The 16926-nt window shown below is 64.1% G+C and carries 17 protein-coding genes and 1 rRNA gene; 17 read left to right on the top strand and 1 reads right to left on the bottom strand.

From position 1 onward, the window contains the following. Window positions 1-160 precede the first annotated feature (160 nt). The 15 genes from rpmE (at window position 161) to AC5Y7D_RS03410 (ending at window position 13005) form a co-directional block, all read left to right on the top strand. Window positions 161-394 (top strand): 50S ribosomal protein L31, encoded by a 234-nt coding sequence (gene rpmE / locus AC5Y7D_RS03480; protein ID WP_499921650.1) that lies wholly within the window; start codon window positions 161-163, stop codon window positions 392-394. Window positions 395-483: 89 nt separating this feature from the next. Continuing rightward, window positions 484-1560 (top strand): peptide chain release factor 1, encoded by a 1077-nt coding sequence (gene prfA, locus AC5Y7D_RS03475; RefSeq protein ID WP_499921648.1) that lies wholly within the window; start codon window positions 484-486, stop codon window positions 1558-1560. Next, window positions 1557-2417, top strand: coding sequence for a peptide chain release factor N(5)-glutamine methyltransferase (prmC, locus tag AC5Y7D_RS03470; protein WP_499921646.1), 861 nt, complete (start codon window positions 1557-1559; stop codon window positions 2415-2417). Before prfA ends, prmC begins: the two co-directional genes overlap by 4 nt. Further along, complete coding sequence (locus AC5Y7D_RS03465) at window positions 2410-3063, top strand: L-threonylcarbamoyladenylate synthase (protein WP_499921644.1); 654 nt, start codon at window positions 2410-2412, stop codon at window positions 3061-3063. Before prmC ends, AC5Y7D_RS03465 begins: the two co-directional genes overlap by 8 nt. Window positions 3064-3179: 116 nt before the next feature. After that, the gene (gene rfe, locus AC5Y7D_RS03460) at window positions 3180-4388 is read left to right on the top strand and encodes a UDP-N-acetylglucosamine--decaprenyl-phosphate N-acetylglucosaminephosphotransferase (RefSeq protein WP_499921642.1); all 1209 of its coding nucleotides are present in this window, start codon (window positions 3180-3182) and stop codon (window positions 4386-4388) included. 227 nt (window positions 4389-4615) lie between these two features. Beyond that, complete coding sequence (locus AC5Y7D_RS03455) at window positions 4616-5110, top strand: ATP synthase subunit I (protein WP_499921640.1); 495 nt, start codon at window positions 4616-4618, stop codon at window positions 5108-5110. After that, window positions 5103-5858 (top strand): F0F1 ATP synthase subunit A, encoded by a 756-nt coding sequence (atpB, locus tag AC5Y7D_RS03450; protein ID WP_499921638.1) that lies wholly within the window; start codon window positions 5103-5105, stop codon window positions 5856-5858. Before AC5Y7D_RS03455 ends, atpB begins: the two co-directional genes overlap by 8 nt. A 45-nt stretch (window positions 5859-5903) precedes the next feature. Then, the gene (locus AC5Y7D_RS03445) at window positions 5904-6149 is read left to right on the top strand and encodes a F0F1 ATP synthase subunit C (RefSeq protein WP_003406686.1); all 246 of its coding nucleotides are present in this window, start codon (window positions 5904-5906) and stop codon (window positions 6147-6149) included. A 9-nt stretch (window positions 6150-6158) separates the two neighbouring features. Continuing rightward, window positions 6159-6683: a F0F1 ATP synthase subunit B gene (locus AC5Y7D_RS03440; RefSeq protein ID WP_499921586.1), complete on the top strand. Its 525-nt coding sequence runs from the start codon at window positions 6159-6161 to the stop codon at window positions 6681-6683. 7 nt (window positions 6684-6690) lie between these two features. Then, complete coding sequence (locus AC5Y7D_RS03435; protein ID WP_499921584.1) at window positions 6691-8031, top strand: F0F1 ATP synthase subunit B/delta; 1341 nt, start codon at window positions 6691-6693, stop codon at window positions 8029-8031. A gap of 59 nt (window positions 8032-8090) precedes the next feature. Continuing rightward, window positions 8091-9755, top strand: a complete 1665-nt coding sequence (gene atpA / locus AC5Y7D_RS03430) for a F0F1 ATP synthase subunit alpha (protein ID WP_499921581.1) — start codon at window positions 8091-8093, stop codon at window positions 9753-9755. A gap of 6 nt (window positions 9756-9761) precedes the next feature. Further along, entirely contained in the window at window positions 9762-10673 is a 912-nt protein-coding gene (locus AC5Y7D_RS03425) for a F0F1 ATP synthase subunit gamma (RefSeq protein WP_499921577.1), read from the top strand. 21 nt (window positions 10674-10694) lie between these two features. Beyond that, window positions 10695-12152, top strand: coding sequence for a F0F1 ATP synthase subunit beta (atpD, locus tag AC5Y7D_RS03420; RefSeq protein WP_499921573.1), 1458 nt, complete (start codon window positions 10695-10697; stop codon window positions 12150-12152). 36 nt (window positions 12153-12188) lie between these two features. Continuing rightward, window positions 12189-12554: a F0F1 ATP synthase subunit epsilon gene (locus AC5Y7D_RS03415; protein ID WP_055580738.1), complete on the top strand. Its 366-nt coding sequence runs from the start codon at window positions 12189-12191 to the stop codon at window positions 12552-12554. Between the two features lie 7 nt (window positions 12555-12561). Beyond that, window positions 12562-13005 (top strand): DUF2550 domain-containing protein, encoded by a 444-nt coding sequence (locus AC5Y7D_RS03410; protein WP_499921569.1) that lies wholly within the window; start codon window positions 12562-12564, stop codon window positions 13003-13005. Between the two features lie 3 nt (window positions 13006-13008). On the opposite strand, the gene AC5Y7D_RS03405 is transcribed toward AC5Y7D_RS03410, so the two are convergent. Then, window positions 13009-13587, bottom strand: coding sequence for a cob(I)yrinic acid a,c-diamide adenosyltransferase (locus AC5Y7D_RS03405; protein WP_499921565.1), 579 nt, complete (start codon window positions 13585-13587; stop codon window positions 13009-13011). A gap of 82 nt (window positions 13588-13669) precedes the next feature. On the opposite strand from AC5Y7D_RS03405, the gene murA reads away from it, so the two are divergent. Together murA and AC5Y7D_RS03395 are read left to right on the top strand one after the other, a co-directional pair. Continuing rightward, entirely contained in the window at window positions 13670-14923 is a 1254-nt protein-coding gene (murA, locus tag AC5Y7D_RS03400; protein WP_499921560.1) for a UDP-N-acetylglucosamine 1-carboxyvinyltransferase, read from the top strand. 304 nt (window positions 14924-15227) lie between these two features. Continuing rightward, a 16S ribosomal RNA gene (locus AC5Y7D_RS03395) occupies window positions 15228-16757 on the top strand. The last annotated feature ends 169 nt before the right edge of the window (window positions 16758-16926 follow it).

Below are 16926 nucleotides of genomic sequence, written 5' to 3'. Positions count from 1 at the left end.
GAAACGCGACACTGCAGCCGTGCACACGACGCGCCGACGGACGTGTGCCCGGTTTCAATTTCGGCGCGAGCTGGCCGGGAATGTTCGCGCGCAGCCCGGTGTTTTGGGTTGACAGCAGTTGACCTGGCATAATGGGCGCTCAACGATCGAAGAGGACAGCATGAAAACTGACATCCACCCCGCCTACGAAGAGACCACCGTGGTCTGCGGTTGCGGGAACTCCTTCACCACGCGCAGCACCAAGTCTGGTGGGCGCATCGTGGCCGAGGTCTGCTCGCAGTGCCATCCCTTCTACACGGGCAAGCAGAAGATTCTCGACAGCGGCGGCCGGGTGGCGCGCTTCGAGAAGCGCTACGGCAAGCGCAACGCGGACAAAGCTGCGGCCGACAAATAGCTGGCTTTCCGACGCCCGAACTGTGCGATAAAGAGCACAGGCCGGGCGTCGGTTCGCGTTCGGGGCAAAGTTCGCAGTAGGAAGGTGACATGACGCAGCCGGTGCAGACGATCGACGTCCTGCTCGCCGAGCACGCAGCGCTCGAGCAGGCGCTGGCCGATCCCGAACTGCACAGCAAGCCCGACGAAGCGCGCAAAGCGGGACGTCGCTTCGCGCGGCTGGCACCGATCGTCGCGACTCACCGCAAGTTGGTGTCGGCGCGCGAAGATCTGGACACGGCCCGCGAACTGGCCGCCGACGACGCCTCGTTCGCCGAAGAGGTCCCCGAACTCGAGGCCCGGGTCGCCGAACTGGACACCCAGCTCACCGACATGCTGGCGCCTCGTGACCCGCACGACGCCGACGACATCGTCCTCGAGGTGAAATCCGGTGAGGGGGGCGAGGAGTCGGCGTTGTTCGCCGCCGACCTGGCCAGAATGTACATCCGCTACGCCGAGCGGCACGGATGGACGGTCACGGTGCTGGGCGAAACCACCTCGGATCTGGGCGGCTACAAGGATGCGACCCTGGCCATCGCCAGCAAGGGCGACAGTATCGACGGGGTGTGGTCGCGGATGAAGTTCGAGGGCGGCGTGCACCGCGTGCAGCGGGTTCCGGTAACGGAATCGCAGGGACGGGTCCACACTTCGGCCGCCGGCGTGCTGGTCTATCCGGAGCCCGAGGAAGTCGGCGAGGTGCAGATCGACGAGTCGGACCTGCGAATCGACGTCTACCGGTCGTCGGGGAAGGGCGGACAGGGGGTGAACACCACCGACTCGGCGGTGCGGATCACCCACCTGCCCACCGGGATCGTCGTCACCTGCCAGAACGAACGCTCACAGCTGCAGAACAAGACCCGCGCACTGCAGGTCCTGGCCGCGCGACTGCAGGTGCTCGCCGAGGAACAGGCGCTCGCCGACGCCTCGGCCGACCGCGCCAGCCAGATTCGCACCGTCGACCGCAGCGAACGCATCCGCACCTACAACTTCCCGGAGAACCGGATCACCGACCATCGGATCGGCTTCAAGTCCCACAATCTGGACCAGGTGCTCGACGGCGACCTGGACGCGCTCTTTGATGCGCTGAGCGAAGCCGACAAACAGGCTCGGCTGCAACAGGCGAGATGACAATCGAGCACGGCCTGCGGCAGGCGATCGACTCCGCTGCGTCGCAACTGGCTGCGGCGGGGATCGACTCCGCGCGCTGCGACGCCGAACAGTTGGCCGCCCACGTGGCCGGCACCGACCGGGGCCGGCTGCCTTTTCTCGACCCACCCGGTGCGGAGTTCTTCGGCCGGTTTTCCCAGGCCGTCGCGGCGCGATCGGCGCGAGTGCCATTGCAGCACCTCATCGGGACGGTGGCGTTCGGGCCGGTGCTGCTGCAGGTCGGCCCCGGGGTTTTCATACCCCGGCCCGAGACCGAATCGATATTCGAATGGGCTGCGGCGCAACAATTTCCGAGGCCGCCCGTAATCGTCGATGCGTGCACGGGATCGGGTGCGCTGGCGGTGGCACTGGCCCACCGTTGGCCCGACGCCCGGATCGTCGGCATCGACGACTCCGAGGCGGCACTGGATTATGCGCGGCGCAACGCCCGGAGCACCCAGGTGGAACTGGTGCGCGCCGATATCGGCACGCCGGGCCTGCTGCCCGAACTCGACGCTCAGGTAGACCTCTGCGTCGCGAATCCGCCCTATGTGCCCGACGATTCAGTGCTGGAGCCCGAAGTGGCACAACATGACCCGGCGCATGCCGTGTTCGGCGGACCGGACGGGATGGCGGTGATACCGGCTGTCGCGGCGCAGGCCGCGCGGTGGCTGCGGCCCGGTGGGCTGTTCGCCGTCGAACATGACGACACCACGTCGGCCGCGACCGTAGGGGTCCTGGCCGGGATGAACTGTTTCGTTGAGATCATGGCTCGACGCGATCTGGCCGGACGGCCACGATTCGTGACGGCCCGACGGAAGAGCGACCGAATTGACTGACGTCTACGACTGCGCGGACCCGGACCAGCGGGCGCGCGGAATCACCGCTGCGGTAGGGGCACTCAAGGCCGGCCGCCTGGTCGTGATGCCGACCGACACGGTCTACGGCTTAGGTGCCGATGCTTTCGACAGGACCGCGGTAGACGCGCTGCTGGCGGCCAAGGGCCGCGGCCGCGACATGCCGGTCGGTGTGCTGGTCGGTTCCTGGCACACGATCGAGGGTTTGGTGTACGGCATGCCCGAGGGGGCGCGTGATCTGATCCGCGCGTTCTGGCCCGGCGCGCTCAGCCTGGTCGTGTTGCAGGCTCCGTCCCTGCAGTGGGATCTCGGCGATGCGCATGGCACCGTGATGCTGCGAATGCCGTTGCACCCGGTGGCTATCGAGTTGCTGCGCGAGGTCGGACCGATGGCGGTATCCAGCGCCAACGTGTCCGGCCAGCCCGCCGCCGTAGACGTCGAAGAGGCTCAGCGCCAATTGGGCGCCCGCGTCGATGTCTATCTCGACGGCGGGACCGCCGCGCAGCAGGCCGCCTCCACGATCGTCGACCTGAGCGGAAACGCTCCCCGCATACTGCGGGAGGGGCCGGTGAGCACGGCCCGCGTCGCCGAAGTGCTCGGAGTCGACCCGGCCGCCCTGCTCACCTAGCCCCGTCGCCGAACGTGAGCTGACGGCGAAAATCCGGCCCGGATCTCGCCCTGGCTTCACGTTGGGCGATAACGCGAGGAAAGACGGCCAAAGGCGGGCGCACCCGTCTCAGGTTGGTGAAGTACGGTCTCGAGGTGTCCAGCGATGTGGCCAGCCTTGCCGGTGGTTTGCTCGCTCTGTCCGATCGCAGCGCCGGTGTCCCGTTGCGTGAGCTTGCTCTGGTCGGGCTGACCGCCGCAATCATCACCTACTTCGCGACCGGGCCGGTGCGCGTCCTGGCCACCCGCCTGGGCGCCGTCGCTTATCCGCGCGAACGCGACGTGCACGTGACGCCGACTCCCCGCATGGGTGGATTGGCGATGTTCGTCGGCGTCGGGTCGGCCGTCTTCCTGGCCTCGCAGCTCCCGGCTCTCACCCGCGGTTTCGTCTACTCCACCGGCATGCCCGCGGTGCTGGTCGCCGGCGCGGTAATCATGGGGATCGGCCTGATCGATGACCGCTGGGGGCTGGACGCGCTGACCAAGTTCGCAGGTCAGATCACCGCGGCCAGTGTGCTGGTCACCATGGGGGTCGCATGGAGTGTCCTGTACATCCCGGTGGGGGGCGTCGGCACGATCGTGCTGGACCAGGCTTCTTCGATTCTGCTCACGCTGGCGCTGACCGTGTCGATCGTCAACGCGATGAACTTCGTCGACGGCCTTGACGGCCTGGCCGCCGGACTGGGCCTGATCACCGCGCTGGCCATCTGCATGTTCTCGGTCGGTCTGTTGCGTGACCACGGCGGCGACGTGCTCTACTACCCGCCCGCAGTCATCTCGGTGGTCCTCGCGGGTGCTTGCCTGGGTTTCCTGCCGCACAATTTCCACCGCGCCCGAATCTTCATGGGTGACTCGGGCTCCATGCTGATCGGCCTGATGCTCGCCGCGGCCTCTACGACAGCGGCCGGACCGATCTCGCAGAACGCTTACGGCGCCCGCGACGTGTTTGCTCTGCTGTCGCCGTTCCTGCTGGTGGTGGCCGTCATGTTCGTCCCGATGCTCGACCTGCTGCTGGCCATCGTGCGTCGCACCCGGGCGGGGCGCAGCGCGTTCACTCCCGACAAGATGCACTTGCACCACCGGTTGCTGCAGATCGGTCATTCGCATCGCCGGGTGGTTCTGCTCATCTACTTGTGGGTCGGCATCGTCGCCTTTGGTGCGGCGAGCACCATCTTTTTCGACCCGCGCCACACGGCGGCGGTGATGTTGGGTGCCATCGCCGTGGCGGGCGTAGCGACCGTGATTCCACTGCTGCGCCGCGGCGAAGACTACTACGACGACCAGTAGTAGTACGCTCTGCCTTATGGTAAGGTGCAGGTAGAGCCCCGAAATAAACCTCGCGGGATGCCGGCCGCCCGGCCTGTCGGACGCCTGTCCGGCGGCGCCGAATGAAGACCGACACAGGGAGCTACCCCTTGGGTAAATCCAGCGCGACCCTTGCGATACGCTCGGCGGGCCACGGATCGGTCGGTCAGGTGGTTTCCGCTCCATCAACCTGGGATTGAGGTGCTGCAGTGACGACACCAGCGCAGGACGCGCCGTTGGTGTTTCCCGCTGTTGCTTTCCGACCCGTTCGGTTGTTCCTCATCAGCATGGGGGTGACCGCGGTAGCGACATTGGTCGCGGGCTACGTCGGTCATCCGATAGTCGGGGCATTCTTCGGGATCGGGTTGCTGCTGGGTTTGCTCAACGCCCTGATGGTGCGGCGTTCGGTTGAGTCGATCACCGCGCGCGATCACCCGCTGAAGAGGTCGATGGCCATCAACTCTGCCTCCCGCGTCGCGATCATCACCATCCTGGCGCTGATCATCGCCTTCATATTCCGGCCCGAAGGTTTGGGCGTGGTGTTCGGCCTGGCGCTCTTCCAGGTGCTACTGGTGGCATCCACCGCTCTGCCGGTCTGGAAGAAGCTGCGCACCGGGGACGCCGACGCCCAGCTTGAGAACCCAACGGGCGGGGTACTGACCGGATCGGAAGGGACGGAAGGGAGGAGCGCCGGCGATGACTGAGTCGATCCTGGCCGAGAGCTCAATTGAGGTCGGCCATCACGACACCGCAACCTGGTTTGGTCTGACGGTCAACATCGACACCATCACGTCTACTGCGCTCGCCGCGCTGATCGTGATCGCGCTGGCCTTCTACCTGAAGTCCAAGGTCACCTCGACCGAGGTGCCCGGCGGCGTGCAGCTCTTCTTCGAGGCGATCACCATTCAGATGCGCAGTCAGGTCGAGGCCGCCATCGGGATGCGGATCGCGCCGTTCGTGCTTCCGCTCGCGGTGACCATCTTCGTGTTCATCCTGATCTCCAACTGGCTGTCGGTGCTGCCGCTGCAGTACAAGGACAAAGAAGGCAAGACCACCGAACTGCTTTCGTCAGCGGCGGCCGACATCAATTACGTGCTGGCGCTGGCCCTGTTCGTGTTCGTCTGCTACCACGCTGCGGGAATCTGGCGCCGGGGCATCATCGGGCACCCCGTCAAGGTGCTCAAGGGGCACGTGGCGATCCTCGCGCCGATCAACCTCGTCGAAGAACTCGCCAAGCCCATTTCGTTGTCACTCCGACTTTTCGGCAACATCTTCGCCGGCGGCATCCTGGTCGCGCTGATCGCGCTCTTCCCGCCCTACGTTTTGTGGCTGCCGAATGCAATCTGGAAGTCGTTCGACTTGTTCGTGGGCGCCATCCAGGCCTTCATCTTCGCGCTGTTGACGATCCTGTACTTCAGCCAGGCGATGGAACTAGAAGAGGACCACCACTAAAAAAATCCTGGTAAACCGCTACCAGAGTTATCAAGGAGGATAGGAATGGACCCCACTATCGCAGCCGGCGCCCTCATCGGCGGTGGACTGATCATGGCCGGTGGCGCCATCGGCGCCGGTATCGGTGACGGTGTCGCCGGTAATGCGCTGATCTCCGGTGTCGCCCGCCAGCCGGAGGCGCAGGGACGGCTCTTCACCCCGTTCTTCATCACGGTCGGTCTGGTCGAGGCCGCCTACTTCATCAACCTGGCGTTCATGGCCTTGTTCGTCTTCGCCACGCCTGTCAAGTAATTCGCTGTGATGGGTGACCCGACCTCTCTGGCTTCGGCTGTGAACTTTGCGGCGGAGGAAGGCGGCCAAAGCAACTTCCTCGTTCCCAACGGCACCTTCTTCTTCGTGCTGGCCATCTTCCTGGTGGTGCTCGGAGTCATCGGCACGTTCGTCGTGCCGCCGATCCTGAAGGTGCTCAAGGAACGCGACGCGATGGTCGCCAAGAGTCAGGCCGACAACAAAAAGTCAGCCGAGCAGTTCGCCGCCGCGGATGCCGACTATGAAAAGGCATTGAAGGAAGCCCGGGTGGAAGCGGGCTCCTACCGCGACAATGCCCGCAACGAGGGCCGCAAGGCCGTCGACGAGGCGCGAGGTCGTGCCGAACAAGTGGTCGCAGAGATGTTGGCCGATGCCAACGAACAATTGAAGCGGGAGCGCGACGCCGTGGAATTGAATCTGCGTGCCAATGTCGGTGCCATGTCGGCGACGCTGGCTTCGCGAGTGCTCGGCGTCGAAATCGCCCCCGCCGCTGCGACCTCCGAAGCCACAAGGTAGCCATCACATGTCGACATTCATCGGACAGCTGATCGGGTTCGCGGCCATCGTGCTGCTGGTCTGGCGGTATGTCGTGCCGCCGGTACGCAAACTGATGACCGCACGCCAGGAGACCGTGCGTCAGCAGCTGAAAGACTCCGAGGAGGCGGCGAAGCGCCTCACCGAGTCGACCACTGCGCACAGCAAGGCGGTGGAAGCCGCGAAGGAAGAGGCCGAGCAACTGGTCGAGGAGGCCAAGGCTGACTCCGAACGCATCGAGGAACAGATGCGGGCCCAGGCCGAAAGCGAGGCCGAACGCATCAAGGCGCAGGGCGCTCGCCAATCCGACCTGCTGCGGGCGCAGATGACCCGGCAGCTCCGGATGGAGCTCGGCCACGAATCCGTCCGCCAGGCAAGCGAATTGGTGCGCAGCTACGTGGCCGACGCCGAGCAGCAGGCATCCACCGTCGATCGCTTCCTCGATGAACTCGACGACATGGCGCCTGAAGCGGTCGAGGTCACCTACCCGTTGTTGGCCAAAATGCGCTCGGCGAGTCGCACGGCGGTGGGCAACCTGGTGGACCGGTTCGACACCCTCGCCAAGGATCTCGACAAGCAGGGTCTGACCACCCTCGCCGACGAGTTGGCATCGGTGGCCAAGATGTTGGACCAGGAGATCGTGGTCACCCGGTACCTCACCGTCTCGGCCGAGGACGCGGCGCCGCGGGTCAAGCTGATCGAACGACTGCTGGACGGCAAGGTCGGCGATCCCACCCTTGACGTGCTCCGTACCGCGGTTTCGGAGCGCTGGTCGGCCACCGGCGACTTGGTCGATGCCATCGAACACGTCTCGCGCCAGGCCTTGCTGGAGGTCGCCGAGCAGGACGGCAAGGTCGACGAAGTCGAAGACCAGTTGTTCCGCGTCTCGCGCATCCTCGACTCTCAGCCACGACTCGGCATCCTGTTGGGTGATTACACGACACCCGCCGAAGGGCGGATCAGGTTGCTGCGCAACGTTCTCGAGAGCTCGGGCACCGACGTGAATCCCGTCGCTCTCGCGCTGCTGTCCCAGACGGTCGAGATGTTGCGGGGCACGCCGGCCGAAGACGCCGTGCTCCTACTTGCCGAAGTGGCGGTGGCCCGCCGCGGCGAGGTGGTGGCGCAGGTCAGTGCCGCGGCAGAGCTCAGCGACGCTCAGCGAACTCGGCTCAGTGAGGTGTTGGGCCGCATCTACGGTCATCCGGTGGCGGTTCAGCTGCAGATCGATCCCGACTTGCTCGGCGGCCTGCTGATCTCGGTGGGCGACGAGGTGATCGACGGCACCCTCAAGTCCCGGTTGGCCGCTGCCGAAGCCCAGTTACCCGACTAACCGCAACCCCGACGGAAATCCGACCTAGTCATCACAACGAAGTAGGAAGACGAAAAGCCATGGCCGAGTTGACAATCTCCGCTGATGCCATCCAGAGCGCCATCGAGGAATACGTAGAGTCCTTCACCGCCGACACCTCGCGGGAGGAAGTCGGCACCGTGGTGGACGCCGGAGACGGCATCGCCCACGTCGAGGGCCTGCCGTCGGTGATGACGCAGGAACTGCTCGAGTTCGCCGGCGGAGTCCTCGGCGTCGCCCTCAACCTGGACGAGCACAGCGTCGGCGCGGTGATCCTCGGTGACTTCGAGAAGATCGAACAGGGCCAGCAGGTGAAGCGGACCGGAGACGTCTTGTCGGTGCCGGTCGGTGACGCCTTCCTGGGCCGGGTGGTCAACCCGCTCGGCCAGCCGATCGACGGGGGCGGTGACATCGAGACCGACACCCGCCGCGCGCTGGAGCTGCAGGCGCCGTCAGTGGTGCAGCGCCAGAGCGTGAAAGAGCCACTGCAGACCGGGATCAAGGCCATCGACGCGATGACCCCGATCGGACGTGGTCAGCGTCAGTTGATCATCGGCGACCGCAAGACCGGCAAGACCGCCGTCTGCGTCGACACCATCCTCAACCAGCGGCAGAACTGGGAGACCGGCGACGAGAAGAAGCAGGTTCGCTGCGTCTACGTCGCGATCGGGCAGAAGGGCACCACGATCGCCTCGGTGCGGCGCGCGCTCGACGAAGGTGGCGCGATGGACTACACCACCATCGTCGCCGCCCCCGCATCCGACGCCGCCGGCTTCAAATGGCTTGCGCCCTACACTGGTTCGGCCATTGCCCAGCACTGGATGTATGAGGGCAAGCATGTTCTGATCGTCTTCGACGACTTGACCAAGCAGGCCGAGGCATACCGTGCGATCTCGCTGCTGCTGCGTCGCCCGCCCGGTCGCGAGGCCTACCCGGGTGACGTCTTCTACCTGCACTCGCGGCTGCTCGAGCGTTGCGCCAAGCTGTCCGACGAGCTCGGTGGCGGCTCGCTGACCGGCTTGCCGATCATCGAGACCAAGGCCAACGACATCTCGGCCTACATCCCCACCAACGTCATCTCGATCACCGACGGGCAGTGCTTCCTGGAGAGCGACCTGTTCAACCAGGGCGTCCGGCCCGCCATCAACGTCGGTGTGTCAGTGTCCCGTGTCGGCGGCGCGGCCCAGATCAAGGCGATGAAAGAGGTGGCCGGCTCGCTGCGGCTGGACCTGTCGCAGTACCGCGAACTGGAATCCTTCGCCGCATTCGCCTCCGACCTGGATGAGACGTCGAAGAAGCAGCTTGCGCGTGGTGAACGTCTGGTCGAGTTGCTCAAGCAACCGCAATTTGCGCCGTTGCCCGTTGAAGAGCAAGTGGTTTCGATCTTCCTCGGCACCGGCGGTCACCTGGACTCCGTGCCGGTAGAGGACGTCAAGCGGTTCGAAGCCGAACTGCTGGACCACATGCGGGCATCAGAGGAGAAGTTCCTCGAAGGCATCCGCACGAGTCAGAAGCTCGGCGAGGAAGAAGAAGAGAAGCTCGTCGAGATCATCAACAAATTCAAGAAGGGCTTCGCAGCCAGCTCTGGGGAATCGGTGGTACCCGACGAGCATGTCGAGGCCATGGACGAAGACGAGCTCGGCAAGGAATCGGTGAAGGTCAAAAAGGAGAAGCCCAAGAAGGACTCCAAGAAGGACAAGAAGTAGCTAACAATGGCTGCCACACTTCGCGAACTACGCGGGCGGATCAAGTCGGCTGGGTCGATCAAGAAGATCACCAAGGCTCAGGAACTGATCGCCACATCGCGCATCGGCAAGGCACAGGCTCGGCTGCAAGCGGCCAGGCCGTACGCCTTTCAGATCACCGCAATGCTCACCACCCTGTCCGCCGAAGCCGCTCTGGACCATCCGCTGCTCGTCGAGCGGGAGGACCCTAAGCGGGCCGGTGTGCTCGTGGTGTCTTCCGACCGCGGTCTGTGTGGGGCATACAACTCGAGCATCTTTCGTCGTTCCGAGGAGCTCTTCTCCCTCCTACGAGAAGAAGGCAAGGACCCGGTGCTGTACACCGTGGGGCGAAAAGCCTTGAACTACTTCTCGTTCCGGAACTGGGACATCAAGGAATCCTGGACCGGCTTCTCCGAGCAGCCTCAGGTCGAAAAAGCCACCGAGATCGCTGAGACCCTGGTCGACGCTTTCATGGCCGGCACCGGCGACGAGGAGAATGACGACGGACAGGGTGTCGACGAACTGCACATCGTGTTCTCCGAGTTCAAGTCGATGATGTCCCAGGCTGCCGTCGCCCACCGCATTGCGCCGTTGGTGGTGGAGTACGTGGAGGAAGACACCGGGCCGCACACGCTGTACTCCTTCGAGCCGGACGCGACAACCCTGTTCGACGCGCTGTTGCCGCGGTACCTGACCACCCGCGTGTACGCGGCGCTGCTCGAATCGGCGGCTTCTGAGCTGGCTTCGCGCCAGCGTGCGATGAAATCGGCAACCGACAACGCCGACGACCTCATCAAGGACCTGACGCTGCAAGCCAACCGGGAGCGGCAGGCCCAGATCACCCAAGAGATCAGCGAAATCGTCGGTGGCGCAAACGCGCTCGCCGACGCCTCCAAGTAGGCCCCACGAGGAAGCGAAAATATGACTACTACTGCATCGGAAAAGACGGCGAAGACTGACCAAAAGTCCGACTCCAACGGCCGGGTGGTTCGGATCACCGGCCCCGTAGTCGACGTCGAGTTTCCGCGGGGTTCGATTCCGGAGTTGTTCAACGCTCTGCACGCCGAGATCCCCTTCGAGGCGATGAAGAAGACACTGACGCTGGAGGTGGCGCAGCACCTCGGTGACAACCTGGTGCGCACCATCTCGATGCAGCCCACTGACGGACTGGTGCGCGGCACCGAGGTCACCGATACGGGCGCGTCGATCTCGGTACCGGTGGGCGAGAAGGTCAAGGGACACGTCTTCAACGCGCTGGGCTACTGCCTGGACGACCCAGGCTACGGAGAAGACTTCGACCACTGGTCGATTCACCGCAAGCCGCCGGCCTTCGAAGACCTGGAGCCGCGCACCGAGATGCTCGAGACGGGCCTCAAGGTGGTCGACCTGCTTACTCCCTATGTGCGTGGCGGCAAGATCGCGCTGTTCGGTGGTGCCGGCGTGGGCAAGACCGTGCTGATTCAGGAGATGATCAACCGTATTGCCCGCAACTTCGGTGGTACTTCGGTGTTCGCCGGTGTGGGGGAGCGCACCCGTGAGGGCAACGACCTGTGGGTGGAGCTGAAGGAAGCCGACGTGCTCAAGGACACCGCCCTGGTGTTCGGGCAGATGGACGAGCCGCCCGGCACCCGTATGCGGGTGGCGCTGTCCGCGCTGACGATGGCCGAGTGGTTCCGCGACGAGGCCGGCCAGGACGTGCTGCTGTTCATCGACAACATCTTCCGGTTCACCCAGGCCGGCTCGGAGGTGTCGACGCTGCTCGGTCGTATGCCTTCGGCGGTGGGTTACCAGCCGACGCTGGCCGACGAGATGGGCGAGCTGCAGGAGCGCATCACCTCGACGCGGGGCAAGTCGATTACGTCCATGCAAGCCGTCTACGTGCCGGCCGACGACTACACCGACCCGGCGCCGGCGACGACGTTCGCGCACCTGGACGCCACCACGGAGCTGTCCCGTAACGTCTTCTCCAAGGGCATCTTCCCCGCGGTGGACCCGCTGGCCTCCAGCTCGACCATCCTCGACCCCAGCGTGGTCGGTGACGAGCACTACCGGGTGGCGCAGGAAGTCATCCGAATCCTGCAGCGCTACAAGGACCTTCAGGACATCATCGCCATTCTCGGTATCGACGAGCTGTCCGAGGAGGACAAGCAGCTCGTCAACCGGGCGCGGCGGATCGAGCGGTTCCTGTCGCAGAACATGATGGCGGCCGAGCAGTTCACCGGTCAGCCGGGGTCGACGGTCCCGGTCAAGGAGACGATCGAGGCGTTCGACAGGTTGACCAAGGGTGACTTCGACCACGTGCCCGAACAGGCCTTCTTCCTCATCGGTGGACTCGACGACTTGGCCAAGAAGGCCGAGAGCTACGACGTCAAGCTATGACGAGAGAGTTCCGGCTGAGTCGAAAGGTGGTGTGGCATGGCTGAATTGAATGTTCAGATCGTTGCCGTCGACCGTGAGATCTGGTCGGGCGAAGCAACATTCCTCTTCACCCGCACCACGTCCGGGGAGATCGGCATTCTGCCCCATCACATCCCGCTGGTCGCTCAGCTGGTCGACGATGCCATGGTGCGGGTCGAGCGGGAAGGCGAAGACGATCTACGGATCGCGGTCGATGGCGGCTTTCTGACCGTGACCGAAGAGGGTGTCAGCGTTCTCGCCGAATCCGCGGAGTTCGAGAAGGACATCGACGAGAGCGCTGCCAGACAGGATTCCGAGTCGGACGATCCCCAAGTCGCCGCCCGGGGGCGCGCTAGGTTGCGCGCCGTCGGCGCGCTCGACTGATTCGCCGATGAGCGCGTCCATGGTCGGCATGGTCGTGCTCGTTGTCCTGCTGGGAGCCGCCGTCCTCGCCCTGAGTTTCCGGTTGTGGAAACTGCGCCGGGGCGGAACGGCCGCGATCATGCGCGACATACCCGCGGTGGGCGGTCACGGCTGGCGTCACGGTGTGATCCGCTATCGAGGTGGTGAGGCGGCGTATTACCGCCTGTCCAGCCTGCGACTGTGGCCGGATCGCCGGCTGAGCCGCCGCGGGGTGGAGGTCGTCGCGAGGCGGGCGCCGCGCGGCGACGAATTCGACATCATGACCGACGAGATCGTGGTGCTGGAACTGCGTGACAACACCCAGGAGCGCCGGTTGGGATACGAAATCGCCTTAGACCGAGGCGCTTTGACCGCCTTCCAGTCCTGGCTGGAGTCGCGGCCGTCGCCGCGCGCCCGTCGCCGCAGCGTGTGAATCTCAGGTAGCGGCGCCGCCACCCGGGCGCCACAACACGTCGCCGTCCGGATTGGCCACCCGCGACAGGATGAACAGTAGATCCGAAAGGCGATTCAGGTACTTCGCGGGCAGTGCACTGACCGTGTCGGGATAGGCCTCGACGGCGGCCCACGCCGCTCGCTCCGCTCGCCGGACCACGGTGCGGGCCACGTGCAAGAGTGCCGAAAGTGGCGAACCGCCAGGCAGCACAAAGGAATTCAGCGCCGGCAGGGCTTCATTGTAAGTGTCGCACCAGCGCTCGAGCCGATCGATGTAGGCCTGGGTGATGCGTAGCGCCGGATGCTCGGGGTTTTCAATCACCGGGGTCGACAGGTCCGCCCCGGCGTCGAAGAGGTCGTTCTGGATCTGCCGCAACACGTCAGCGATCTGGTCGGTGGGCGAGCCCAGCGCGACGGCGACGCCGATCGCCGAGTTGGCTTCGTCGCAGTCCGCGTAGGCCACCAGTCGCGCGTCGGTCTTGGCCACTCGTGAGAAATCGCTCAACCCCGTCGTGCCGTCGTCGCCGGTACGGGTATAGATGCGGGTCAGATGGACTGCCATGGGCAAACGGTACCCGGCATCCACCACCCCGATGCGGCTCGGCTGACTGACAAGGCGATGCGGCTTCACTAGACTGACCCGGGTGGCGGAGCGATTCGTGGTGACTGGTGGTAACCGGTTGTCAGGCAGAGTCGCTGTTGGGGGCGCCAAGAACAGCGTGCTCAAACTCATGGCCGCGACGCTGCTGGCCGAGGGAACCAGCACCATCACCAACTGTCCCGACATCCTCGATGTACCGCTGATGGCCGAGGTCTTGCGGGGCCTGGGCGCGACCGTCGAACTCGACGGCGATGTCGCCCGCATCACCTCACCGGATGAACCCAAGTACGACGCCGACTTCGCCGCGGTGCGCCAGTTCCGGGCCTCGGTGTGTGTGCTCGGGCCGCTGGTCGGTCGATGCAAGAAGGCCAGGGTGGCCCTGCCGGGCGGAGACGCGATCGGATCGCGCCCCCTGGACATGCATCAAGCGGGCCTGCGGCAGCTCGGCGCACAGTGCAACATCGAGCACGGCTGTGTGGTTGCGCAGGCAGATGCGTTGCGCGGAGCCGAGATTCAGCTGGAATTCCCGTCCGTGGGGGCCACCGAGAACATCTTGATGGCCGCGGTGGTGGCCGAGGGCGTGACCACCATCCACAACGCGGCGCGCGAACCGGATGTGGTCGACCTGTGCACGATGCTGAACCAGATGGGCGCGCAGGTCGAAGGCGCCGGCTCGCCCACCATGACCATCACCGGTGTGCCACGGCTGCACCCGACCGAGCACCGCGTCATCGGCGATCGCATCGTGGCCGCTACCTGGGGTATCGCCGCGGCGATGACCCGCGGCGACATCACGGTCACGGGAATAGACCCGTCGCATCTGCAGTTGGTGCTGCACAAGCTGCATGACGCGGGGGCCACCGTCACTCAGACCGACGACAGCTTCCGGGTCGTCCAGTACGAGCGGCCGAAAGCCGTCAACGTCGCGACGTTGCCGTTCCCCGGATTCCCCACGGACCTGCAGCCCATGGCGATTGCGCTCGCCTCGATCGCCGACGGCACCTCGATGATCACCGAGAACGTCTTCGAGGCTCGCTTCCGGTTCGTCGAGGAGATGATCCGGTTGGGCGCGGACGCCCGCACCGACGGACACCATGCCGTGGTGCGCGGTCTGCCTCAGCTGTCCAGCGCGCCGGTGTGGTGCTCGGACATCCGGGCCGGCGCCGGCCTGGTCCTCGCGGGTCTGGTCGCCGACGGAGACACCGAGGTCCACGACGTTTTCCACATCGACCGCGGCTACCCGCTCTTCGTGGAGAACCTGGCGATTTTGGGAGCCGAGATCGAGCGGGTACAGTAACGGAGTCACGCCCGATCGGCGCGATCACCTCCCCAAGAAGTTGATCGAAACCAGGGCTTGACTCTCCTGCCGGATCTGTATTAAGCTGGCAGGGTTGCCCCGAAACGGGCGAAAACATAGCGAGAAGTGTTGTTTGAGAACTCAATAGTGTGTTTGGTGAATTGTTTTGTTGTTGTTTTTTTGACTACACCTGACACCCCCCGTGTGGAGGGTGTGGTCGCAATTTATTGATGCCAGTTTTGGTGTCGTTTTGTTAGATCAGATTTTCTCTGATAGTGAATTCACCTCGTTCGCGAGGGGTTTTTGTTTGGAGAGTTTGATTCTGGCTCAGGACGAACGCTGGCGGCGTGCTTAACACATGCAAGTCGAACGGTAAGGCCCTTCGGGGTACACGAGTGGCGAACGGGTGAGTAACACGTGGGTAATCTGCCCTGCACATCGGGATAAGCCTGGGAAACTGGGTCTAATACCGAATAGGACCACAGAACACATGTCCTGTGGTGGAAAGCTTTTGCGGTGTGGGATGGGCCCGCGGCCTATCAGCTTGTTGGTGGGGTGATGGCCTACCAAGGCGACGACGGGTAGCCGGCCTGAGAGGGTGTCCGGCCACACTGGGACTGAGATACGGCCCAGACTCCTACGGGAGGCAGCAGTGGGGAATATTGCACAATGGGCGAAAGCCTGATGCAGCGACGCCGCGTGGGGGATGACGGCCTTCGGGTTGTAAACCTCTTTCACCATCGACGAAGGTCCGGGTTTTCTCGGATTGACGGTAGGTGGAGAAGAAGCACCGGCCAACTACGTGCCAGCAGCCGCGGTAATACGTAGGGTGCGAGCGTTGTCCGGAATTACTGGGCGTAAAGAGCTCGTAGGTGGTTTGTCGCGTTGTTCGTGAAATCTCACGGCTTAACTGTGAGCGTGCGGGCGATACGGGCAGACTTGAGTACTGCAGGGGAGACTGGAATTCCTGGTGTAGCGGTGGAATGCGCAGATATCAGGAGGAACACCGGTGGCGAAGGCGGGTCTCTGGGCAGTAACTGACGCTGAGGAGCGAAAGCGTGGGGAGCGAACAGGATTAGATACCCTGGTAGTCCACGCCGTAAACGGTGGGTACTAGGTGTGGGTTTCCTTCCTTGGGATCCGTGCCGTAGCTAACGCATTAAGTACCCCGCCTGGGGAGTACGGCCGCAAGGCTAAAACTCAAAGAAATTGACGGGGGCCCGCACAAGCGGCGGAGCATGTGGATTAATTCGATGCAACGCGAAGAACCTTACCTGGGTTTGACATGCACAGGACGCCGGCAGAGATGTCGGTTCCCTTGTGGCCTGTGTGCAGGTGGTGCATGGCTGTCGTCAGCTCGTGTCGTGAGATGTTGGGTTAAGTCCCGCAACGAGCGCAACCCTTGTCTCATGTTGCCAGCGGGTAATGCCGGGGACTCGTGAGAGACTGCCGGGGTCAACTCGGAGGAAGGTGGGGATGACGTCAAGTCATCATGCCCCTTATGTCCAGGGCTTCACACATGCTACAATGGCCGGTACAAAGGGCTGCGATGCCGCGAGGTTAAGCGAATCCTTTTAAAGCCGGTCTCAGTTCGGATCGGGGTCTGCAACTCGACCCCGTGAAGTCGGAGTCGCTAGTAATCGCAGATCAGCAACGCTGCGGTGAATACGTTCCCGGGCCTTGTACACACCGCCCGTCACGTCATGAAAGTCGGTAACACCCGAAGCCAGTGGCCTAACCCTTTGGGAGGGAGCTGTCGAAGGTGGGATCGGCGATTGGGACGAAGTCGTAACAAGGTAGCCGTACCGGAAGGTGCGGCTGGATCACCTCCTTTCTAAGGAGCACCACGAGAAGCATCCCAATTGGTGGGGTGCAAGCCGTGAGGGGTCATCGTCTGTAGTGGACGAAGACCGGGTGCACGACAACAAGCGAGCCAGACACACTATTGGGTCCTGAGGCAACACCCTCGGGTGCTGTCCCTCCATCTTGGTGGTGGGGTGTGG

The organism is Mycobacterium sp. NGS49 (assembly GCF_059812565.1).
This window is presented reverse-complemented; position numbering and strand designations above follow the sequence as displayed.